This window comes from Oscillospiraceae bacterium NTUH-002-81, assembly GCA_032620915.1.
Lineage (GTDB): Bacteria > Bacillota > Clostridia > Lachnospirales > Lachnospiraceae > JAGTTR01.
The window spans coordinates 76,178-94,414 of record CP136052.1 but is presented as its reverse complement, the minus strand read 5'-3'; the positions used below and the strand labels follow the sequence as shown (position 1 = coordinate 94,414).

Annotated in this window: 20 protein-coding genes and 3 pseudogenes; 11 read left to right on the top strand and 12 right to left on the bottom strand. The window is 51.0% G+C overall.

What is annotated here, in order from left to right:
• The first annotated feature begins 242 nt into the window (after nucleotides 1–242).
• The 10 genes from RJD28_00525 to RJD28_00480 all read left to right on the top strand — a co-directional run bounded on the left by RJD28_00525 (nucleotide 243) and on the right by RJD28_00480 (nucleotide 8,024).
• On the top strand, nucleotides 243–941 hold the full coding sequence (locus tag RJD28_00525; protein WNV58096.1) for a GGDEF domain-containing protein: 699 nt from the start codon (nucleotides 243–245) through the stop codon (nucleotides 939–941).
• Nucleotides 942–1,149: 208 nt separating this feature from the next.
• The gene (locus RJD28_00520; protein WNV58095.1) at nucleotides 1,150–1,710 is read left to right on the top strand and encodes a sigma-70 family RNA polymerase sigma factor; all 561 of its coding nucleotides are present in this window, start codon (nucleotides 1,150–1,152) and stop codon (nucleotides 1,708–1,710) included.
• Between the two features lie 18 nt (nucleotides 1,711–1,728).
• Nucleotides 1,729–2,460, top strand: coding sequence for a hypothetical protein (locus RJD28_00515; protein WNV58094.1), 732 nt, complete (start codon nucleotides 1,729–1,731; stop codon nucleotides 2,458–2,460).
• Between the two features lie 23 nt (nucleotides 2,461–2,483).
• Complete coding sequence (locus RJD28_00510) at nucleotides 2,484–3,473, top strand: transglutaminase-like domain-containing protein (protein WNV58093.1); 990 nt, start codon at nucleotides 2,484–2,486, stop codon at nucleotides 3,471–3,473.
• A 191-nt stretch (nucleotides 3,474–3,664) separates the two neighbouring features.
• Entirely contained in the window at nucleotides 3,665–4,705 is a 1,041-nt protein-coding gene (locus RJD28_00505; GenBank protein WNV58092.1) for a type II secretion system F family protein, read from the top strand.
• An 18-nt stretch (nucleotides 4,706–4,723) separates the two neighbouring features.
• Nucleotides 4,724–5,089 (top strand): hypothetical protein, encoded by a 366-nt coding sequence (locus RJD28_00500; protein WNV58091.1) that lies wholly within the window; start codon nucleotides 4,724–4,726, stop codon nucleotides 5,087–5,089.
• Nucleotides 5,055–5,567 carry a DUF4860 domain-containing protein gene (locus RJD28_00495; GenBank protein ID WNV58090.1) on the top strand — a complete coding sequence of 171 codons (513 nt, stop codon included), beginning with the start codon at nucleotides 5,055–5,057 and terminating at the stop codon, nucleotides 5,565–5,567. The genes RJD28_00500 and RJD28_00495 overlap by 35 nt, the downstream gene beginning before the upstream one ends.
• A gap of 66 nt (nucleotides 5,568–5,633) precedes the next feature.
• A complete protein-coding gene (locus RJD28_00490; GenBank protein ID WNV58089.1) occupies nucleotides 5,634–6,008 on the top strand; it encodes a hypothetical protein in 375 nt (124 codons plus the stop codon).
• 245 nt (nucleotides 6,009–6,253) lie between these two features.
• The gene (locus RJD28_00485; GenBank protein ID WNV58088.1) at nucleotides 6,254–6,949 is read left to right on the top strand and encodes a hypothetical protein; all 696 of its coding nucleotides are present in this window, start codon (nucleotides 6,254–6,256) and stop codon (nucleotides 6,947–6,949) included.
• A gap of 10 nt (nucleotides 6,950–6,959) precedes the next feature.
• Nucleotides 6,960–8,024: a PilT/PilU family type 4a pilus ATPase gene (locus RJD28_00480; GenBank protein ID WNV58087.1), complete on the top strand. Its 1,065-nt coding sequence runs from the start codon at nucleotides 6,960–6,962 to the stop codon at nucleotides 8,022–8,024.
• Here RJD28_00480 and RJD28_00475 read toward each other — a convergent pair.
• Entirely contained in the window at nucleotides 7,960–8,688 is a 729-nt protein-coding gene (locus tag RJD28_00475) for a nucleoside recognition domain-containing protein (protein ID WNV58086.1), read from the bottom strand. The genes RJD28_00480 and RJD28_00475 overlap by 65 nt on opposite strands.
• Nucleotides 8,689–8,914: 226 nt before the next feature.
• Between RJD28_00475 and RJD28_00470 the strand changes: the two genes are divergently transcribed.
• Complete coding sequence (locus RJD28_00470) at nucleotides 8,915–9,172, top strand: AbrB/MazE/SpoVT family DNA-binding domain-containing protein (protein ID WNV58085.1); 258 nt, start codon at nucleotides 8,915–8,917, stop codon at nucleotides 9,170–9,172.
• A gap of 100 nt (nucleotides 9,173–9,272) precedes the next feature.
• Here RJD28_00470 and rsmI read toward each other — a convergent pair.
• From rsmI to RJD28_00415, 11 genes and pseudogenes are all read right to left on the bottom strand, one after another.
• A pseudogene (gene rsmI / locus RJD28_00465) lies at nucleotides 9,273–10,125 on the bottom strand (16S rRNA (cytidine(1402)-2'-O)-methyltransferase).
• 17 nt (nucleotides 10,126–10,142) lie between these two features.
• Nucleotides 10,143–10,880, bottom strand: a complete 738-nt coding sequence (locus RJD28_00460; protein ID WNV58084.1) for a tRNA1(Val) (adenine(37)-N6)-methyltransferase — start codon at nucleotides 10,878–10,880, stop codon at nucleotides 10,143–10,145.
• A pseudogene (locus RJD28_00455) lies at nucleotides 10,870–11,812 on the bottom strand (stage 0 sporulation family protein). The gene RJD28_00460 and the pseudogene RJD28_00455 overlap by 11 nt, the downstream one beginning before the upstream one ends.
• 1 nt (nucleotide 11,813) lies before the next feature.
• Nucleotides 11,814–12,803 (bottom strand): DNA polymerase III subunit, encoded by a 990-nt coding sequence (locus RJD28_00450; GenBank protein ID WNV58083.1) that lies wholly within the window; start codon nucleotides 12,801–12,803, stop codon nucleotides 11,814–11,816.
• A gap of 99 nt (nucleotides 12,804–12,902) precedes the next feature.
• Complete coding sequence (locus tag RJD28_00445) at nucleotides 12,903–13,487, bottom strand: guanylate kinase (GenBank protein ID WNV58082.1); 585 nt, start codon at nucleotides 13,485–13,487, stop codon at nucleotides 12,903–12,905.
• 7 nt (nucleotides 13,488–13,494) lie between these two features.
• Nucleotides 13,495–15,006, bottom strand: a complete 1,512-nt coding sequence (locus RJD28_00440) for an aminotransferase class I/II-fold pyridoxal phosphate-dependent enzyme (GenBank protein ID WNV58081.1) — start codon at nucleotides 15,004–15,006, stop codon at nucleotides 13,495–13,497.
• A gap of 72 nt (nucleotides 15,007–15,078) precedes the next feature.
• Nucleotides 15,079–15,234, bottom strand: a complete 156-nt coding sequence (locus tag RJD28_00435; GenBank protein ID WNV58080.1) for a hypothetical protein — start codon at nucleotides 15,232–15,234, stop codon at nucleotides 15,079–15,081.
• 225 nt (nucleotides 15,235–15,459) lie between these two features.
• Nucleotides 15,460–16,044 (bottom strand): annotated as a pseudogene (locus RJD28_00430) (flavodoxin family protein).
• A gap of 80 nt (nucleotides 16,045–16,124) precedes the next feature.
• A complete protein-coding gene (locus RJD28_00425) occupies nucleotides 16,125–16,727 on the bottom strand; it encodes a Type 1 glutamine amidotransferase-like domain-containing protein (GenBank protein WNV58079.1) in 603 nt (200 codons plus the stop codon).
• Between the two features lie 110 nt (nucleotides 16,728–16,837).
• Nucleotides 16,838–17,374, bottom strand: a complete 537-nt coding sequence (locus tag RJD28_00420; GenBank protein WNV58078.1) for a DUF4143 domain-containing protein — start codon at nucleotides 17,372–17,374, stop codon at nucleotides 16,838–16,840.
• 50 nt (nucleotides 17,375–17,424) lie between these two features.
• A complete protein-coding gene (locus RJD28_00415; GenBank protein ID WNV58077.1) occupies nucleotides 17,425–17,940 on the bottom strand; it encodes a flavodoxin in 516 nt (171 codons plus the stop codon).
• Between the last annotated feature and the right edge of the window lie 297 nt (nucleotides 17,941–18,237).

Here is an 18,237-nt window from a genome sequence, read left to right as displayed (position 1 = left end):
CGGTTCAGAAAAAGGTTCACCTTTTTCAAAAATTTTTCAAACTTTTTGTCGCGCGCCCCACAAAGAACTATGTTATAATATAATGCGCGCAGTGAAAAACAAGCGGCTGCGCTAGCAGACATTTGTTTTTCACAAGCCATTAATAAAGGTTCCGCCTGCGATAGCAGGCAGTAGAGCGTGGCAGCGCGGGAACCTGAGTTTAAGAAGGGAAGACAACAAATTCCTTAAAAGGAGGCCATCCTATGAGAAAACACGATATTGTCAAAACGATCCAGCTGATCATTTTTATCCTGCTGACCGCTTTTGGCTGTTATAAGATTTTTACCAACCACAGTCTTTACCATATGATCGCATCGGATCCCGATGTGCGCATCATGTTTGCGCTGCTATGGTTTGTGCTTGGCCTCTCGTTTTTCTTTATTTTCCTGGACTTTTCCTTTTCCGCTTCATATAAAAAGGATTACCGGGAACTGGATTTTGCGGTGCACTCCGATCCCGTGGCCGGGATTGCCAACCGCTACAGCTGCGACGCGCTCATTGAGAAATATCTGGACCGGCCGCTGCCGGACACGCTGGGCTGTATCATGTTCGACCTGACGAATATCCAGGAGATCAACACCCTGTACGGCCATCTGCAGGGCAACGCCGTGATCCGGGATTTTTCCAATATTCTGAAGCTTGCCTCTGTAAACATGTGCTTCGTCGGCCGCAACGGCGGCAATAAGTTTCTGGCGATCTTTGAGGATACGACGCCGGAGCAGATGGATGCGTTCTTGCGTCTGGTGAACCAGCGGGTGTCTGCCTACAACTCCATGGCAGAGCAGCTTCCGCTGAAATACGCCTACGGCAGGGCCTACCACGAAGGCGCACAGATCCGTACCATCACACAGCTGATCTCCCTTGCCAACCAGCGGATCAGCGACACATCGGAAGAAGTATAATTTATGATACCCTGCGGATTGCTCCGTACTTTGTACTCCCGCAATCCCCCACACACATTCGGATATCGTGTGGCATACGCCACACTTTTATCCTCATATTGTGGGCGGGTCTCAAGATCAAACATCTATTTGTGCAAGCACAATCGACGTTTGATTTTTCGACCCTGGTATCATATACCCCTAATTTTTCAGGAAAGAGGGTGCGAGAGTGTCTGTTTTAGATTATCAATATATCGCGAAGCTGGTTACCCGGACGATGACCGGGGATAGTGACGCTTTTGCAGAACTGTATGCAGCAACGTATCAGCGGCTGTACCATTTTGCCTATCATTATCTGAAAGATGAATATCTGGCCCAGGACGCCCTGCAGGAAACATACATTCTCGTCCTGAAGAACATCCATAGTCTGAAAAATCCGGAGCTGTTTATCTCCTGGCTGAATCAGATCTGCTTCCGTATCTGCTTTAACATGCAGAAAAAAAACACCAAACACAAGACGGAGCTCAGCGACTACGAAGCCTCTGCGGCCTCTCAGGAGACTGATCCCACTGACAATCCGGAGAGTCAGGCCATCCGCATCGATGAAAAAGAATACCTCATGCGGCAGGTGCTGAACCTTCCATTTACAGAATCTCAGGTGATATTCCTGAAATATTATCAAAATATGAAGCTGGAAGATATTGCAAAAATGCTGGATATCAGCCGAAGTTCCGTGAAGCGTTACCTGATCAGCGGCCGCAGACGGCTCAAACAGCTGATCGAACATTAGGAAAGGGAGGGATCACATATGTCAGATGAATACAAAAAAACAGATATCTCTGCCCTGGATGATCAGATTGCCAAGCAGATGCTGGAAAATATTTTCGAAGCCTGTGATATGGAGTCCAACAAAATTCCATTGGAAGTGCTTACCTCCTACAGCAACTACCGCCGGGAGCGTTTTGCCCTGCAGCGGCTGGTGCTGGTTGTGATTATGGTACTGTTTTTCCTGCTTCCTGTGCTGTTTATTGCTCCGAAGATCAGCATCCGGGAGTTTCCCACCACAATCTCTGCGGATCCGGTCTATGAGCTGCATGTCACCAGCAAATTTCCTTCTGTCAGCAGAGTAACGGCAACCATCGATGGCCATAACATCCCGGTATATGAAACCGGCACCCGGCAATACTCCATTGAGCCGACCATGAATGGCACCATGACCATCACCGTCGTACTTTCCAATCATCAGTACGCAGTAGAGACAATAGCCGTCACCGGCATTGACCGTACATCTCCGGTTCTCGTATCCAATGAATTGAAGAACGGACAGCTGCTCCTGTATCTGCAAGACGAAGAAAACGGCTCCGGCATCGACTATGAACATATTTATGCGGCAGATGGGAACGGAGAACAGATCCTCCCGGTTTCCTGGGACGAAGAGACAGGGTGTGTGGTATTTGATTATCCCTCAGCTTCCCTGAATATTTTCGTTCCTGACCACGCAGGCAACACGTTACAGCTGATTCTGACATTGAAACAATAAAGTACCGGAAAGGAGGCCCTGGAATGAGAAAAAACAGACGAATGATCATCACATCTGTATTTCTCTTCCTGGGTCTTTCCTGTCTTGGCGGCTGTTCCTCTTCGGATGGCAGCCACGCGACCTCCGACGCCCAGACAGCAACGGCGGCCGCCAATATCGCCGGCACCTCCGGAGAAAATGCCGGAGCTTCTGACAGCCACAGGGAGACCATCACCGATGTCACGCTCCCGGAAGAATCCGGCACGATCACCTACGGAAATGAAGCCGTCTCCATTGACGCTTCCAACACATCCGACGGCTATGTGATGATCCGCTACCAGGGTGCTTCCGACATGGCCAAGCTGCAGATCACCATCCCGGACGAGACCGTATATACCTATACCCTGCTGCCGGACACCGACAGTGCATTCCCCCTGTCCGGTGGAGACGGCACCTACAGCATCGCTGTTCTGGAGCACGCCTATGATAATATGTACGCCATGGCTTTTTCCCAGGAGATCAGCGTGACACTCGCCGATGAGTTCCGCCCGTTTCTCTGCCCGAACCAGTATGTGTGGTATACAAAAGAAAGCCAGACCGTACAGCTTGGCATCTCCCTCTCCGATCAGTCTGCCGACGATCTGGATTATGTGCAGAACGTTTACAACTATGTGATTGAACATATTACCTACGACAAGGAAGCAGCGGCAAACATTTCTGCCAATTACATTCCGGATGTGGATGCCACCCTGGCATCCGGCAAGGGCATCTGCTTCGACTATGCTTCCCTCATGACCGCCATGCTGCGCTCCCAGGGTATCCCCACCCGGCTGGATGTGGGCTATTCCGGCACCGCCTACCACGCCTGGATCAGCGTATATCTGAAGGAATCCGGCTGGGTCAGCGGCATCATCGAATTCGACGGCAAAAACTGGACGCTGATGGATCCCACACTGGCCGCCAGCAACAGCAGCAAAGAAGTGAAAAAATACATCGGCGACGGAAGCAATTATACTGTAAAATATGTATATTAGTTTACAGTGTACAAAGGTCTGAGCCCGTTTGTGCTTGCACAAGAACGGGCGTAAGATCTTGGTACACGCCCCGGCATGAGCATAAAAGCGGAGCGAATGCTTCGCGATATGCGAATGTCGAGGTGGGATTGTGGGAGTGCAACGCACGGAGCAATCCCTGTAAAGACCTTGGTTAATATAGGAGGCTGATCATGGATACCAAACGATTCACAAACAGTGAGCTTTCTTCCTTCTGCGGACAGCTCGCCCTTATTTTACGATCCGGCATTTCGGCCACAGAAGGGCTGACGGTGATGCTGGACGATATGACCGACAACACGGAACGGGCCATTTTACAGCAGATTCTGGAAAAACAGGAGGAGACCGGCAACCTTTATCCGGCGCTGGCATGCACGAACCTGTTCCCGGCCTATCTGCTGCAGATGGTGAAGATCGCCGAGGAAACCGGCACGCTGGACGAGGTGATGCAGGCCTTGAGCGACCACTATGCCCGGGAGGACGCCATCATGCACAGCATCCGCAGCGCGGTTGCCTATCCCGCCGTCATGGCAGGCATGATGATCGCTGTGATCATTATCCTTCTCGTGAAGGTCATGCCGATCTTCAACCAGGTATTCATCCAGCTGGGCACGGAAATGACTGGGATTTCCCGGGGGCTCATGAACGTAGGTACCGTTCTTAACCGATACTCCATGTTTTTCCTGGCTTTGCTCGTCCTGCTCCTTGCGGCTGGCCTGACCCTCTCCCATTCCGCCAAAGGCCGCAGCTCTTTTTACGAAATGCTCTGTCATTTCCACCTTTTCCGCACGCTGCGGGATGAGATCAGCACCTGCCGGTTCGCAGGCGCCATGGGACTGACGCTGCGCAGCGGTCTCGACCCGGAACGCAGCCTGGAGCTGGTGCAGAACCTGATGGAGGATCCCGTATTTTCCACCAGGACAAAGGATTGCCTGGAAAAACTGCGCGCCGGGGAGGATTTCGGTGACGCCATGCATACCAGCGGCCTGCTGTCCGGTCTGTACGCCCGCATGGTACTGCTGGGCATCCGCACCGGCGAGACCGAAAAGGTGATGGACGATATCGCCCGGATTTCTCAGGAAAATCTGGACAACCAGATCGGACAGATCTTGTCTGCCATCGAACCCACGCTGGTCATCGCCCTTTCCCTCATCGTGGGCGTGATCCTTCTGTCTGTCATGTTCCCGCTCATGGGCATCATGTCCGGCATTTAACGGAAAGGAGCGACTGCCATGGCACGGTTTCAGGAAAAACGATCCCCCTCGGTATTTCGGGGCCTGCAGCTGTCCGTCTGCATGTTTGTACTGATTTTTGCCCTGTTTTTCTTCGGTATCAGCCATTTGTCAGAGGATACGGTCCGACGGCAGAAAGAGACGCTGGAAAACGCGCTGAACCGCAGCATTACCTACTGCTATGCGGTGGAGGGCGCATATCCGCAGAGCCTGGACTATCTGAAAACCAATTACGGCATTACCTACAACGAAGATTTGTTTTTTGTGGATTACCGGATCTCCGGCGCCAATATTTTCCCGGATGTCACGATCATTGAAAGGAGCGGTGCGCATGCCAGCACAGAGACATCAGAAACACATCATTGATTTTCTGTTTCCTGCTGCCCTGTTCCTTGTGTTCGCAGTGTCGGCCCTGTGCGTCATGCTTCTCGCCGCCGGGATCTACCGCCAGTCCGCGGTGGAAACGGCCAAAAACGACGTTTCCCGCACCGCCCTGTCCTACATCAGTGAAAAAATTCATCAGGGAGACTCCGGGGATGCCGTCCATCTGGGCACCTTTGACGGACTGGATGCCCTGGCCATCCAGCAAACGGTGGGGGACGACAGCTATACCACGTATATTTATCTGTATGAAAAGGAACTGAAAGAGCTGTTCATCAAAGACGACGTACAGGCCCGGGCATCCGCCGGGAAAACCATCCTGTCCATCAGCGATTTTTCCATGGAAGAGCTGAAAAACGGGCTGTTTTCTTTCACCTGTACCGATGAAAACGGAGAAAGCGTTTCCACCATAGTTGCTGTCAGGGGTACCGCAACAAGCAAAAACGAGGTAAACACACAATAACAGCCTAATGACAGGACTCCATTTCCTGTCATACGAAAATATTCTACAGAAAGGAGGCTTCCGCTTATGACACCACAGAAACAGTCCCGCTCATCTGCCCTGTTTCTCACCGAACTGACCCTTGCCATTTTGTTTTTTGCGGCGGCAAGTGCGGTCTGCGTGCAGATCTTCGTCAAATCTCATCTGCTGAGCCTCCATTCCCGGCAGTTGAACCTGGCGGTCAATGAAAGCGCCGCCATTGCAGAGCTCATCGAAGCCTCCGACAGTATGGAAGAGGCAGTGGCACTGATCACCGCACGGTATCCCCTGGCAGAGATTGCCGCCACAAGTACCGATACTGTCGAAAAAAGCCGACGATTCCTCTGGCGAAGAGGCGTCTGCCGGAACAGCAAATGGGGAGATAACGCCGCATCCCCCGGTAGAACTCCGGATTTTCTATGATAAAGAGCTGGCTCCCTGTGAATCTGACAGTCCGGACGCCACACTGGTACTTTCGGTAACGCTTTCTCAGGAAAACCGGGAACTTGATGCGGATCTTCGTACACAAGCAGTCAGCAGTCTGCGATCCGCGGATGCTGTCAGCGACGGTTCTGCAGCAATCACAGATTCTGATCGTCATGATCCTGCCAACAGTGATGCAATCTATACCCTGCAGCTTTCTCATCATCTGCAAAGGAGGGCTTCGCATGAATCATAAACAGCGCTCCGCGCCCTTTACCAACATCGGCTCTTCCTCCCTGCTGGTGGTGTTCCTCGTGCTCTGCCTCTTGACCTTCGCGGTACTGTCATTGTCCAGCGCCCGGAGCGACGATGCCTTCAGTGAAAAGCTGGCCAACCGGAAAACAGCCTACTATACTGCTGTTAATCGAGCGGAAGACGTCCTTTCCTGTATTGACACCGCGCTGGAGCAAGTTCCAAACGACAATGCCACGCTCACACATAATGAGCGAAACGCCGATCAGGGGACTCTCTCATACGCTACGCAAGACACTGACCACACAGATTTCACAGACATTGACGAGAGTATGGATGATACAGATTCTTTTGATACTGCACAGAACGGGAATCGTATGGTTTCTGCCTCTGCTGTGCCTTCTGCAGACAGCACAGCATATGATAAAGAGACGGCTACAGCCCTCCGCGCGATCCTGGCCTTGAACGATGCCGGGCTGCCGGCGCTGGACGGTATTTCCCTGACTTCCACCACGGGTCCGGATGCCGCGGAGCCTTTTATTTCCTTCCAGGTGCCCATCGATGACCGGCAGCATCTGCAGGTCACACTGGAAGTTTCCGGGAATTTTTACGAGATCCGCACCTGGCAGACCATCACAGACACAGACTGGGAAAGCGACGATTCCATCCAGCTCCTTCCCATTGATTGAGGTGAATCCTATGAATACTGATGCAAAAACACTTCTGGAACAGGCAGTTGCCCGGCAGGCCTCCGACATTTTTATCATTGCCGGTCTGCCGGTGTCCTTCCGCAGGCAGAACCAGATTTTAAAAGAAAATGAAGAAAAGATGCTGCCGCCAGACACGGAACAGCTTCTGAAAGAAATTTACGAGCTGGCAGACCACCGGGATATCCACAGACTGTACGAGACCGGCGATGACGATTTTGCCTTCGCCCTGCCCGGTGTCTCCCGCTTCCGTGTCAGCGCTTACAAGCAGCGCGGCGCCCTGTCTGCCGTGATCCGCGTTATCACCTTTCATCTGCCGGATCCGAAAGAACTGGGCATCCCGGATTATGTCATGTCCCTGGCCGACGAGCGAAAGGGTATGGTGCTGGTGACCGGCCCTGCGGGCAGCGGCAAATCCACCACCCTGGCCTGCATAATTGACCGCATCAACCAGACCCGGGAGGATCACATCATCACCCTGGAAGACCCGCTGGAATTCCTGCACCGCCATGGCCGCTCCATCGTCAGCCAGCGCGAAATCAACGTGGACACGGAAAGCTATGTCACAGCCCTTCGTGCAGCGCTGCGCCAGAGCCCGGATGTTATCCTGCTGGGAGAAATGCGGGACTATGAGACGATCAACATTGCCATGACCGCCGCGGAGACCGGCCATCTGCTATTCTCCACCCTGCATACCATCGGTGCAGCCAACACCATCGACCGCATCATTGACGTTTTTCCGGCCAACCAGCAGCATCAGATTGCCGTCCAGCTCTCCCTGGTACTCACTGCTGTCATTTCCCAGCAGCTTGTTCCCGGCGTGGATGGCCGTATGCTCCCGGCCTTCGAGATCATGACCGTGACACCCGCCATCCGCAATATGATCCGGGACAGCAAGATCCCGCAGATCGAGGGCGTTATCAATTCCTCCGCCAAAGAGGATATGATTTCCATGGATGCCAGCCTGCTTTCCCTGTTTAAGAAAGGACAGATCACGAAAGAAACTGCCCTGACCTACGCCACCAACCCGGAGATGCTGGGGCGAAAGCTGATCTGATGGCGCACTCCTGGCCGTCTGCATGAAAACAGCATTTTATCTCCTGCGCTTTCCCCCGCAGCTTACAGTATACGATCCCTGTCACCGTGCTGATGGTCGTGGCCACAATGGCCGGGCCGATGACCGCCGTGGGATCTACGCTTCCGTACTGGCTGCGGTACGCGATGATATTCACCGGGATCAGCTGCAGTGAAGAAATATTCAATATGAGAAAATCACACATTTCATTACTGGCCGTCCCAGGCGCCACCGGCACCGCGCGGGCGGCCTTTTTCGCGCTTCGATTTCTTCGTTCCTCTTCTAATTTTGCCAGGGCATCCATCGCCTTTAACCCGGACGGCGTAGCTGCCCACCCCAGCCCCAGCACATTGGCGATAATATTGGCCGTAATATGCACTTTTGCCTCATGTCCTTTCGGGATATCCGGGAACAGCCAGTTCACAAAAGGCTGCACCGCACGCGTCATTTGCCCCGTAAGACCGGACTCTTCCGCAATTCGCATCAGGCCGCTCCACAGCGCCATGACGCCAGTCATTGTAATGCATAAATATACACTTTCTCTGGCCGCCTCCAGCACACCGTCCGAAATTTCCGTCATCGTACCGGCAAATCCGCCATATGCGATCCCCAGCAAAAGCATTCCCGCCCATAATCCATTCAACATCCGATTACCTGCCGCTCCATTCTCTTCCCTTTTCCTATACCTATGACGGCAGATTCTGTTTATTCCTGATTGATTTTGCAAATAAACCCCCATCTAAAATGCATTTTTGTACACTTATTGAGTTTTTTTGCCTTTATTCGATGTTAAGAAAAATTATTATTGAAATTTTGACAAGACACTAGTATAATCATGAATAAAGAAGTGAGCTTGAACGCAGGAGGATATCATGAAAAATACCGGTGTAATCAGACGTCTGGATGAACTGGGTCGAATTACACTTCCCATGGAACTGCGTAAGTCAATGAATCTCAAAGAGCGCGATGCCCTGCAGATTTCCGTTGATAATGGCCGGGTTGTTTTGGAAAAATATACACCCTGTGACATATTCACGGGTGCTACCGAAGATCTGGTCGAGTTCCGTGGAAAGAAAATTTCCAAAAGCACCATCCGCGAACTGGCAAAACTACTCGAAGAAGAAGCGTAAGCTTTTTCACGACGAAAGGGTTGCAGGCGAAGCAATGTCTATCTGCACGATATACAGACATTGCTTTTCCAACAACCCTTTTTCGTATCTATCTATTCTTTTATTTTTCTTCTGCATCCAGCAGCATTTTATATACATCCCGCTTAGAGATACCCCGATCCTTCGCCACCTGCTTCATGGCCTCTTTCCGATCCATTCCGCCGGCTTCATAGTGGGCCATATGCTCTTCCAGCGGCATTTCCAGCCAGTTCTGCTGCTTCTCGGCCTCCATTTCCTCCCGGCTTCTTCCTTCCAGAACGAGGACACATTCTCCTCTCGGCGGATTTTCTTTATAATAAACCAGCGCCTCGGAAAGCGTTGTCAGAAAAAACGGTCTCATGCTTTTTCGTCAGCTCCCGGCAGATGGTCAGCTTCCGGTCTCCCAGCGCTTCCTGCAGCACCTCCAGCGTCTGAATCAGCCGGTGCGGCGCTTCATACAGGATGATCGTCCGCGTCTCCACCTTCAGCTCTTCCAGTATCGCCTGTCTTTCCTTCTTGTCCTGGGGCAGGAAAGCCTCAAAGCAAAACCGTCTCGTGGATCTGCCGGAAATGATCAGCGCATTGATGCAGGCCGCAGGCCCCGGAATGGGCGTCACGGTGATCCCGGCTTCGTGGCACATCCGCACCAGCTCTTCCCCCGGATCGGAAATCCCCGGCGTTCCCGCATCGGTGATCAGCGTCACGCTCTTGCCTGCCAGCATCTGCTCCACCAGATAGTGGCCTTTTTCGATCTTGTTGTATTCATGATAGCTGGTCATAGGCGTGTGAATGTTAAAATGATTCAGCAGCTTGATGCTGTTGCGCGTATCCTCGGCGGCGATCAGATCGGCCTCCAGAAGCGAGCGCACGGCCCGGAAGCTCATATCCTCCAGATTACCGATGGGCGTCGCACACAAATACAGTTTTCCTGCCATAGAACTGCTCCTTTCCCTCAATATCCATACACATCATAGATCTCATCCGTGTAAACGCCGGGGCGCTGGTACACGATCAGCGGCTTTTCCACCGTGATCCGCGGACGGCCGCCCCTGCACGCCTCGATGAGCACCATGTTTGGCTCCCGATCCACGTAAGGATATACCAGCCGCATCCGCTTGGGCTCCAGCTTATATTTCCCCAGCACGCCGAAAATCTCCGCCAGCCGGAAGGGCCGGTGCACCATATAAAACCGCCCCTGGGGCTTCAGAAGCCCTGCTGCCGCCTGCACCACATCCTCCAGCGTGCACAGGATCTCATGCCGGGCAATGGCCCTGGCTTCGTTAGGGTTCGTCAGCCCGTGCTGCCCGGTCATATAGGGCGGGTTGGACGTCACCACGTCAAAGGAAGCAGGCCCGAACAGGCGCACTGCTTCCTTGATATCTCCTGTGACAATCTCCACGCTGTCCTCCAGGGAATTGTACGCCACGCTTCTCCTGGCCATGTCCGCACTTTCCTCCTGGATCTCCAGACCGGCGAAATAGCTTCCCTCGGTCTTGCCCCGCAGAAGAATGGGGATAATGCCCGTGCCGGTACCCAGATCAGCCGCGCGCTCCCCCTTTTTCACCCGGGCAAACCCGGAAAGCAGCACCGCATCCATCCCGAAGCAGAATCTGCCCGGATCCTGGATGATTTTGTAACCGTTTCTCTGCAGGTCATCCAGCCGTTCCCCCGGCTTTAACTCAGTTGTCATTCAGCTTTGATTTCCCTTCTTTTTTCTCCAGCGCTTCCAGCTGCTTTAACTCCTTATCGGAAATATTGCCGTCCCTGTTGTCTTTTCCATCCCGGTTGTTCTTATTTTCCTTCCGGCGCTTGGGCTTGAATTTCAGCTGGCTCACCTTGTAGTCGCGGATCTCCTTCTCGTCGCCTACGGCCACAACCACTTTTACCATCTGCCGCAGGACGCTGACGCTCTGCACCTCTCCCTTGCAGCCGTCATCCGTCGTCACATAGTCGCCGATGCCCGGCAGGCGGCTGTTCAGGTACTCATACGTCTCTTCCTCATTTTTCAGGCAGCACATCAGGCGGCCGCACACCCCGGAAATCTTCGTGGGGTTCAGGGACAGATTCTGCTCCTTCGCCATCTTGATGGAAACCGGCGCAAACTCAGACAGGTAGGAATGGCAGCACAGCGCCCGGCCACAGATGCCGATACCGCCCACCAGCTTCGTCTCGTCCCGCACGCCGATCTGCCGCAGCTCGATCCTTGTCTTGAACACCGCAGCCAGATCCTTCACCAGTTCCCGGAAATCGATTCTTCCGTCCGCGGTAAAATAAAACAGCACTTTGTTGTTGTCAAACGTATACTCCGCATCGATCAGCTTCATTTCCAATCCGTGCTTATGGATCTTCTCCAGGCAGATCTTAAATGCGTTCTTCTCCTTCTCCCGGTTCTTTGCCTCCACGGCATCGTCCTCCTTGGTGGCAACCCGGATCACCGGCTTCAGCGGCTGAATGACCTTGTGATCATCCACTTCCTTGCAGCCCACAACGACAGTTCCATATTCTACTCCCCCGCGCGGTCTCCACGATGACATGCTGTCCCTTTCGGATGTTCAGCTTCTGTGGATCAAAGAAATAAATCTTCCCGGCCGTGCGGAATCTCACACCGATTACAGTTATCATGTTAATTCTCCTTTATAGTAAGTAACAGCAGCTCCAGTACCAGGTCAAAGTTCACGTTGGCTTTCAGCCGTGCCCGCGCCCTGTCCACTGCCTGTATCATCTCTTCCAGCCCCTCATAGGAGCTTTTTCTCGCCCGCGCTGTGATGGCGGACAGATCCTCCCGAAAAATCAGGGAATTGGCGTCCTGGGTGGCTTTAAACATCAGCACATCCCGCAGCCAGATTGTCACGATATCCAGAAACGAGTCGATATCGTTCTTATAATCGCTGATCTTCTTCACCGCATCCATCAGCTCATACAGCTCCATCCGGTCTGTCTCATGCAGCAAGGACAGCGCCTCGTCCTTCATTACCGCAAACGTCTCCGAGGAAGCCAGCTGCACCGCCTTCCCCACATTTCCCTGCGCAAATTTCAGGCTCACATCCGCCTGGTAATCCGGTATCTTCATTTTGTCCATCAAATACTCCCTGATATCTTGATCCCTGACCGCCTTCAGATTCAGCCGCACGCAGCGGGACAGAATCGTCGGAAGCAGCCGGTCTGCATTGTTCGCCAGCAACAGAATCACCGCATAGGCCGGCGGCTCCTCGATCGTCTTCAGCAGCGCATTCTGCGCCTGCACCGTCATCAGATCCGCGTCTGCCACAATATAAATCTTATATCTGGAACTGTAGGGCTTGATCTGGATGTCACCGTTGAGCTGGGTGCGGATGTCCTCCACACTGATGGTGTTGGGCTTCTCATGGGTCACCCGAATGATATCCGGCTGGTTATTCGTCAGCGCCTGCTTGCAGGAATGACATTCCATGCATGGGTCAATCCCCCCTGCTTCGCACTGCAGCGTCATGGCAAAACAATCCGCCAGCAGCTTCTTGCCGCTGCCCGGTTCCCCGTTCAGCAAATAGGCATGGGAAACCTTTCCCATACGAATCGCATTCTGCAAATGCCAGATGATCTGTTCATGTCCCACAATGTCACCAAATCCGGCCATAGCCTGTTCCTCCTTAAATTATATCATACCAAAAACGTCTTTTATAGTATTTTTTCAGGCTGCGCGATTCTGCGAATGGCGCGGCTGAACTGCTGCCTTTTATTTATTTTCTTCAATATAACGGAGTATTTCCCCGCAGCACCGTTCCAAGTCATCATTGACAAAACGCCGGTTGATCCCAGCTGCCGCCAGCTTTTCTTCCGAAAAATCAGCGCAGTCCGCCAGAAATCTCCGGCAAAACTCCGCATAGCGGGGCGTCTCCTGCAGCCGTTCCCTTGCCAGCGCCCGGGACAGCCGTTCCCCGTCCTCCAGCTCCACATACACCGGCACCACCTGTTTTTCACCAAAATAGCTTTTCAGCTTCTCATAGGATTCCAGCGTCCCGATGGTGAGATAGCTTGTTTTGGCAAGATCAATCCCTTCCTCCGCGGTAAAATACGTCCACACGCCATACATGGTGTCATAAGACCGGGCCTCGATGACCTTGCCCGCCGCCAGCAGCGCCTCATACCGCGCCCTGTCCACGAAATGATACTCCCGTCCTTCCGCCTCTCCTTCCCGGATCGGCCGGGTCGTATAGAGTACGATCCGCTCCAGTCCCAGCCCCGGTGCTTCCATCAACCGCCGGTAGATCGTATCCTTTCCCGATGCACTTTTTCCCATCACACAAAATATTTTACCCATATATCCTTCATTTCCCGGGTGTCTCGTATATCACCCGCAATTTTTCTCCTGTCAAATCCCGCATGCCCTCCAGTGACATGCCCTGCCGCCGATACCGCTCCAGCTGCGCCAGCAGCTCCGGCACGATCCGCTCCCCCGGCGCTGCCAGCGGAATACCCGGCGGATACAGATAGATCCATTCCGCACTGATGCGCCCCGCCGTATCAGGCAGCGGCAGTTCCTCCCAGGGAGCATCCTCCGCCGCAGAAAGGCGCATGATCTGTGGAAGGCGAAGCAAGGCATCCGAATGTACGGGTTCTTTTTCATACCGTTTCTTTTCTCCGACTTTATGCTTCGTTGTATTATCTATCGTCTCCGCCGCCCGGGCCAACCGCGCAAAATTCTCCCGGCTGTCCATGACGCTGCTTAACGCCAGTGCATAACTGCCCGCCGCCATTTCCAGTTCAATGCCAAACTGCTGCCGGAACTGCTGGCTTAATGCCTCTCCGCCGACACCGGCGTCTTTTCCCGAGAAAATCAGCTTGGACAGATCCAGCCCGTAGATACTGGCAGTGCCCACCACTTCCTCACCGACCAGATGCAGATGAGAAAGTTTTCCCATCTTTTTCCGAAATTCCGTTAAGTTATCCACATATGCCGCAAACGCCTGCGCTCCTTCCGTGGATAACCAGGCCATACACTGGTCAATGGAGGCCATCAGCACGTAAGAAGGGCTGCTGGTCTGATACACTCCCAGATAACGGCCAAGCCGGTCTTCTAGGAACCGCGCCTGCTCCCCCGGCACCTGCCGGGATATATGCAGAAGCGCCGTCTGGGTCAGAGAAGGCAGCGTCTTGTGCACACTCTGGATCACCACATCCGCCCCCAGCTCCAGCGCACTGTCCGGAAAATAAGGCGAAAACGCCAGATGCGCGCCATGGGCCTCATCCACAATGAGAAAAAGCCCCCGTTCATGGACGATCTGTGCAATTTTGCGAATGTCAGATACCACACCGTCATAGGTAGGGGAGGTGACGATCACCGCCTGGACGCCAGGATGTTCTTCCAGCAGCCGTTCCACCCGTTCCGGAGAAATGCCGCCATTGAGGCCGTACCGCCGCTCCTGCTCCGGGTAAACATACACCGTTTCCAGACCCAGCAGCGACGCCGCATGGTAGACTGCTTTGTGACAGTTGCGGGCCATGAGCAGCTTCCCTCCTTTGGACACACAGGCGCTTACCGCAGACAGAATGCCCGCCGAGCTTCCATTGATGAGAAAAAACGTCCGCCGGGCACCATACACCCGGGTCGCCCGCTCCTGGGCTGCTTTGAGAATCCCTTCCGCATGATGCAGATTGTCAAACCCGTCAATCTCCGTGATATCGAAAGAAAAGGGATCCGCAAATCCCCATTTTCCCATATTTCTCTTGTGGCCCGGCATATGAAACGGGCAGGCATCCCCCGCTCCGTAAGCTACCAGCTTCTCATACAGACTTTCCACTTCCTGCTGCTCCTTTTCCCAGAACGTATGCATTTTCATGCACATTTTCTCCATCATACCATAAAAACCCCGGGTTGTCATTTCTGACAATCCCGGGGAACATCCTTCTTTTCATTCATTTACCTGCATCTTATTGTTGCCGCCTCTGGTACTGTCGTTTTGTGTCAACCTCACATACTCTGCAACCAAGACAAAATTCTTCAAATCATCCTCGCTCAACCCACGAAAAACAAACAAGTCATTATAGACAGGTATGGCTTCTGCCATATCCACAGCTTCTACATGGAACGCTCCGCTGACAAGATCAATCCCAACCAGCGCATTGCCTGTTCGGTAACACCGAATGTCTGGCCGTGTGCCGTCCTCTAATTTGTCGTTAGGGTGTGCATTCTCCATAATGTTGGCGGCGGCAGCGGCCTGAAACGCATAGTCGTCGGCTTCATTTCCGCAATCTTTTCGGGAGTTAATTCGGATAAAATCATGCTACTCTCCTCATTTCTCATAAATAGTTTTCCCAAATTCATACGCTTCTTTTAAGTGGTTGGTTTTGTCAATTTGAGGTTTCCCATTTGTATCACCACAACCGCCAGCCAAAAGCATTCCCTTATCATGAAAGCCGATATAGTTTATCACGGCAAATTTATAATAGGATACAGCCTGCTCATACGTCCAGAACAAATCATCAGCAGAAGTCATAAGCAATGCGGCATCTTTGACCGGGTATTTCTCATATCAGCCCAATGGAGGAGTTGGGTCTTCTTCTGCAATACAGTAAAATCTCTCAATAAATGCTTTTAACTTAGATGAAATTGTCCAGAACAGCAACGGCGAAGCAAAAACGATCAAATCAGCTGCTTTTATTTTGGGAACAAGTCCATTGAATCCGTCTTTCTGCACACAAGGCTTCCCATAGCGGCACGCATTACAGCCTATGCACCCTTTCACCTCAACTTTATTAAGCGAGATGATTTCTACATCATGTCCCGCATCCACAGCTCCCTGTGCGAAAGCGTTCACCAGTTGTCGCGTATTCCCTTTGGGGCGACCTCCACCCAATATCACCAATATTTTCTTCATAAATAGCTCCTTTGTTGAACGCATATCCCTGTGCCAACTTATAAAGGCCGCGGATTTCTCCACAAACTTGAATTTTCAAATTAGTCTTTGCAAATAATCTTTGAACCTTTACCATCAATTACAATTCCCTGATGGTTGTTAATTGGGCATAGATTCAAATCCGAAAATTCAGTCATTATTTTCTCAGTAACTTTCTTAAATGGTGCTGTAAGATAATGCGGAAGAACATAGAAATCAATCAAATCAAGCCCTGCATCATCTTCTTGTGAGTAGTCCTCCGGTTTTTCATCCATTTGTTCAATATATTGGATAGTTGGAGCGCATATAATCGCACCCGCCGATTCACCAATCATCAGTTTTCCCTTTGCCAATTCCTTCTTCAATAGCTCATCCGTTCCCGTTTTACGGAGCTGGTCCATAAGGAAGAAAGAATTTCCACCAGTAAAATATATCACATCCGCATCTTCAAAAACGGACTGTATCGTTAAATAAGCCTCCGTTGAAATATCAATTTCCGTTACGGCTGCTCCCAGTTTATTGAATAGCTTTCGAGCCGAGCCGACATAACCGGTGTAGCCTTCACGCAGCGATGCTGTTGGAATAAATGCGACTTTTTTGTTATCAAATTCTTCTTTTATCAAACTTCCTACACTTGAAAAGTGCGAACATAAAAACAGTTTCATCCATATCCTCCTTAATAAATTCCGATTTGTTCCATTCATTTCATACCCATCTTCCTGCCCTTCGGACAGGAAGTATCCCTCGCTCAAAGAGCTCGGTCAATTCAATTTTATTATGTCAAAAATGGCATTAGATAAAATGGTTTCAATAATAGATTTTCCTCTTTCCCTGCATCTTTCTGTGACAATAAATATATGTTATGCACACTCTGCGAAAACTTTTTGTAAAACATCTTGATCGACTCATGTTTTCCCGATTCCGAAGACTTTATCTCAAAAGCATTTATTTTACTGCCTTCTGAAATCAGGAAATCAACTTCATAATAATGTGTACTGCCAGCCTTTTCCCATGTATGGTAGTAAAGTTCTCTACCGGACGCCGCAATCATTTGGGCAACAAGATTTTCATAAAGATACCCCAGATTTGCCGGTAATTTATCAGACAATAATTTTGCATATACATCATTTTCCGCTGCCGCTCGGTCAATAAACATCAGCGTCACGAATAACCCGGTATCCGAAAGATATAATTTGTAGCTGTCAAAATCTTTTGTGTCTGTCAGACTAACCCTTGGATCTGTTGAATTATAACATGGTAAAATTGTTTTAGAATCAATCAATTCATTCTTTTTGTATTTCCATTTGACCATGAATAATATACGACCAATTTCTTTGCCATATTTCCGTAACTCCTTTCATCTTATAATGGCTGTCTGCAGTTCCTGCACGCCCAGTCGGCTACTGCCGATTCTGCAGATGCTGCGTCCGCACCATGAACCGCAATGCCTGATCCAAATACTGCGCCTTTGCAGATTTTTCTAAGGTCACGTTCACTGTTTCCAAGTCCGCTCCCTTCATGTGTCATAAGCGCCATCACTTTCTTGCCTGTAAAATCGAGTCTCTCCAGCTGGGTAAATACTGCTACCGGATAGGTTCCCCACCAGCAGGGGCCACACACGAAAATGTTGTCATAATCCGAAATATCATCCAAATATTTCTTCAATTCCGGCCGCGCATTTTCCTTTAATTCACAACCTGCTTCCTCTGTACATTTATGATAATCCTTTGAATAGTCATTTACCGTTTCAACTTCAAAAAGATCTCCGCCTACCGCTTTCTGAATAAACTCTGCACAAATTTCTGTATTGCCTTTTTTCAAATCAACAATACTTCCATTCACATAGTTCTCACCTTTTCTTGAATAATATATGATCAAATTGCTTGACATTCTGCTACCTCCTGCTCATGTTCTTTTTCTCTGGATAGCTTTATCATAATTCCATCGCGCTTCTCAATCAAATCTTTATTCTTATCATATTGATCATTATAACTAATCATTTGATTCTACAATCGGGAATCTATCTGGGGGGGCCATCTGGTCGAATGAGTGACTTCCCAAAAATAAATTTTTCGCCCTTATTCATTTGTGGCATAAACACACCTCATTAAGTTGCCATTTATTTTTCTTCCATAGATTCCTTATTATCAACTTCATTTACCAGCAACATCTCTT